Source organism: Lysobacter sp. Root667 (assembly GCF_001427715.1).
Classification (GTDB): domain Bacteria; phylum Pseudomonadota; class Gammaproteobacteria; order Xanthomonadales; family Xanthomonadaceae; genus Lysobacter.
Genome location: NZ_LMHF01000015.1, coordinates 1 through 3532 on the forward strand (window position 1 = coordinate 1; position 3532 = coordinate 3532).

The 3532-nt window shown below is 68.6% G+C and carries 3 protein-coding genes; 1 reads left to right on the forward strand and 2 read right to left on the reverse strand.

The window, feature by feature from the left end:
* Nucleotides 1-1578: S8 family serine peptidase (locus ASD78_RS17695; RefSeq protein WP_162250184.1), on the reverse strand; the 1578-nt coding region annotated here is incomplete at its 3' end.
* A gap of 463 nt (nucleotides 1579-2041) precedes the next feature.
* The gene (gene sufT / locus ASD78_RS17700; RefSeq protein WP_055900764.1) at nucleotides 2042-2593 is read right to left on the reverse strand and encodes a putative Fe-S cluster assembly protein SufT; all 552 of its coding nucleotides are present in this window, start codon (nucleotides 2591-2593) and stop codon (nucleotides 2042-2044) included.
* Nucleotides 2594-2822: 229 nt separating this feature from the next.
* Here sufT and ASD78_RS17705 point away from each other — a divergent pair, with 229 nt between their 5' ends.
* Complete coding sequence (locus ASD78_RS17705; RefSeq protein ID WP_056103903.1) at nucleotides 2823-3266, forward strand: hypothetical protein; 444 nt, start codon at nucleotides 2823-2825, stop codon at nucleotides 3264-3266.
* The last annotated feature ends 266 nt before the right edge of the window (nucleotides 3267-3532 follow it).

Here is a 3532-nt window from a genome sequence, read left to right on the forward strand (position 1 = left end):
CGAAGTGGTGCTGTCGCCGAAGTTCCAGCTGCGCGAGACGATGCTGCCGTCGCTGTCGGTCGACGAGTCGGTGAACGCCACCGTCAGGCCGCTGGCCGAGGACGTGAAGTTCGCCACCGGTGCGGCGTTGCCGCCACCGCCTTGCGCAGCCAGCACCGCCGCGGCCGCGTCGACCAGGCCCGGACCGCAACCGCCCGGGCACTTGGCGGCCGTGATCGGACGCGCGGTGTTGGCCAGGATGGTCTGGATTTGGGCCGGGGTCTTCGGCGACGGCGCCGCCGCCTGCATCAGGGCGACGATGCCGGCCACGTGCGGCGCGGCCATCGAGGTGCCCTGGTTGAAGAAATAGCCGTTGCCGCTGTAGGTGGAGAGGATGCCGTTGGCTTCGTGGTTCTGCTGGCACTTGCCCGAGGTGGACTCGCCCAGCGCCAGGAACTCGACCAGCGGCGAGCAGGTTTCGCCGCCCGGCGCGGTGATGTCGATGGTGGCGCCGTAGTTCGAGTACCACGCGCGGTTGCCGTTGATATCGCTGGAGGCGACCGAGATCGCGCCCGGGCAGTTGGCCGGCGAGAAATTCGACACGTCGCTGTTGCTGTTGCCGGAGGCGATGACCACGGTGGTGCCGCGGTTGATCGCGGCGGTGATCGCGTTCTGGTAGCTCAGGCCGCAGGCACCGGTGCCGCCCAGCGAGAGGTTGATGACCTCGGCCACGTTGGCGTTGGCCGGCACGCCGGTGACGGTGCCGCCCGACGCCCAGGTGATCGCGTCGACGATGTCGGACGTAGAACCGTAGCCGCCGTTGCCGAGCACGCGCGCATGCACGACCTTGGCGTTGTAGGCCACGCCGGCGACGCCGACGCTGTTGTTGGTGACCGCGGCGATGGTGCCGGCCACGTGGGTGCCGTGCTTGACGTTGGACGCGTCGGTCGGATCGGCGTCGCGGCCGTTGCCGTCGCCCGAACCGCCGTTGCCGGTGGTGGTCGAGGTCACGAAGTCGTAGCCGGTCAGGGTGTTGGCATCCAGATCGGTATGGGCGAGACGGCCGCTGTCGATGACCGCGACGACTACGCCGGTGCCGGTGGAGGTGTCCCAGGCGCTGGACACGTTGGCGCCGGTCGCGTTGGTGGCGTAGTGCCACTGCTCGTTGTAGCGCGGGTCGTTGGGCGTCGCCAGGGCCTGCATGACCAGATCGGGTTCGACGTATTCGACGTTGGGATCGGCTGCGATCTGGCGCATCAGCGATTCGGCTTCGGAGCGATTGAGCTTGCGGTCGCTGCGCACCACGTCCGCGCCCAGCGCCATGCGGCGCAGCTGCTTCAGCCCCAGGTGCTTGCCGGACACCGCCGGCAGCGCGCGTGCGGCGCCGCTGAGCGAAGACTGCAACGCGCTCGCGCTGCTGCGCTCGGCCGCCGCGTCTTTGTACTTCACGATGAACTGGTCGTAGCTGCCTTCGGCCTGCAGGCCGGACACGCTCATGCGGCCGGCGAAGGCCGGCGCGGCGCACAAGCTGGTCAGCGCGACCGCGGTGGCGGCGGCCAGCGCGTGGACGCGAACGCGGCCGTGATTGGAAATGGACATCCTTGAAACCCCCGAGATGGAAACCGAATACGCCGCAGGAATGCGGCAGGAATCGCCCCGCTGGTCTCCGCATGCATTGCCGCGTTGCGGCCAGAGCCCGGGACGACACGTTTCGTGCGGCACTCCGCCGCACGCCATCCACGCTAAGGAGCCGACTCCGGCACGAACAATGCGCTAACCCCCGATCACGCCGCTATTTGTGTGGCTCGCATCACAAATTTTCACATACGGTTGCGTTTATCGCCTGGTGAAAAACCGCCGCAAGCTCCGGGCCGCCCCGCCTGCGTCGCCAGGTCCGACTGCCGGCGCATCGGGCCTGACAGGCATCGACGGTCAGCCGCCCGCTGCCGCCGCGCGAACCACTCTGCGGATCGCGGAATGCGCTCGATTTCCAGCGGACCTAAACAAAAACCCCGGCCGAAGCCGGGGTTTGCGATAGCGGCGCACACGCGGACGGGCGCGCTCAGAACATGCCGGTTTCCAGGCGCGCGGCCTCGGACATCATATGCCGGCCCCACGGCGGGTCGAACACCAGCTCCACGTCGGCCTCGGCCACGGTCGGGATCATTTCCAGCTTGCTGCGCACATCGTCGACCAGGATGTCGCCCATGCCGCAGGCCGGCGCGGTCAGGGTCATGCGCACTTCGACCGTGCGCTGGCCGTCGTCGCGGGGCTTGATCAGAGCTTCGTAGACCAGGCCCAGGTCGACCACGTTGATCGGGATTTCCGGATCGAAACAGGTGCGCAGCTGCTTCCACACCAATTGCTCTACCGCCTCGTCGTCGGCGCCCGCGGGCAGTTCCAGCGGTTCCGGCGGTTCCTTGCCGATGGCGTCGGCGTCCTTGCCCGAGATCCGGAACAGATTGCCTTCGACGAACACGGTATAGCTGCCGCCCAGGGCCTGGGTGATGTAACCGACGCTGCCGGCGGGCAGGGTTACCTGTTCGCCCTGCGGCACAAGGACGACGGCGCAATCGCGCTCGAAACGGACGGGTTCGCTGCTACGGGAGTACATGCTTGAAAGATTGGGGTGCCGCGCTTGCGCACAAGGCGCGCAGTCTATCAGGGGGTTGCGCCGGGCCCAGGCCCGGGCGTGGATCGCAGCATCGCCGGGGCGTCGTCAAACCGGCAGGGCTGAGGCGCCCTGCCCGCCCGCCCCGGCGGCAGGCCGACTTCAGGCACTGCCCGCGGCCACGCGGCCGGCTATGCTGTGCGGCTGGATTCCCCCGCCGCCCGAGCCCCAGATGATCGCACCCGCCCAGCCCGCCCCCGCCGCGCCTGAATCGAGGTCGCTGGCGTCGCGTTCGCTGGCCTGGTCGCTGTTCCTGCTCGGCACCCTGGGTTTCGTCGCGGTATGGCTGCTGCTGAGCCTATACAGCGGCCGCCAGAACAGCTGGATGACGGTGATCGGCGCCCTCGACCTGGCCTGGATGCTGCGCCTGGGCGGCTGGCGCCCGGGCCGGCACCGCGCCCTGCTCGGCGTCTTCGGCACCGTCGCGATCGTGGTCATGTACAGCTGGAGCATCGCCGCGACCCAGATCGGCCTGTCGCTGGGCGTGGGCATGCTGGACTCGCTGTTCAAACTCGGCCCGCACCACGCCTGGCTGCTGACCCAGCTCGCCAACAGCCCGACCGACTGGGTCTGGATGACGGCCGGTGTCGTGGTTGCGGCGGTGGCTTCGCGCTGAGGCGAGTGCGCGGCCTGCGCCTGGGCGAGGCCCGGGGCAGGTAGCGGTCAGGAATCATGCGTCGACGCGATGCGGTTCGCCTGCGGCTCACCGCATCCTATGCAACCACCGGTCTTCGTCCGAACGTCTGAGGCGAATTAGCCCGTTGCAATTGCAATTCGCCTTGCGGTTGCCGTTGCCGTTGCCGTTGCCGCGGCATTGGAATCCATTGAGCCGCACTCGCCTAATCCCACTCAGACCCGAAGGGCGGCGCGCAGGACGCGCGC

Coding starts and splice junctions, on each gene's coding strand:
- sufT (WP_055900764.1), bottom strand. CDS start 2,593: ATGTACTCCCGTAGCAGCGAACCCGTCCGTTTCGAGCGCGATTGCGCC.
- ASD78_RS17705 (WP_056103903.1), top strand. CDS start 2,823: ATGATCGCACCCGCCCAGCCCGCCCCCGCCGCGCCTGAATCGAGGTCG.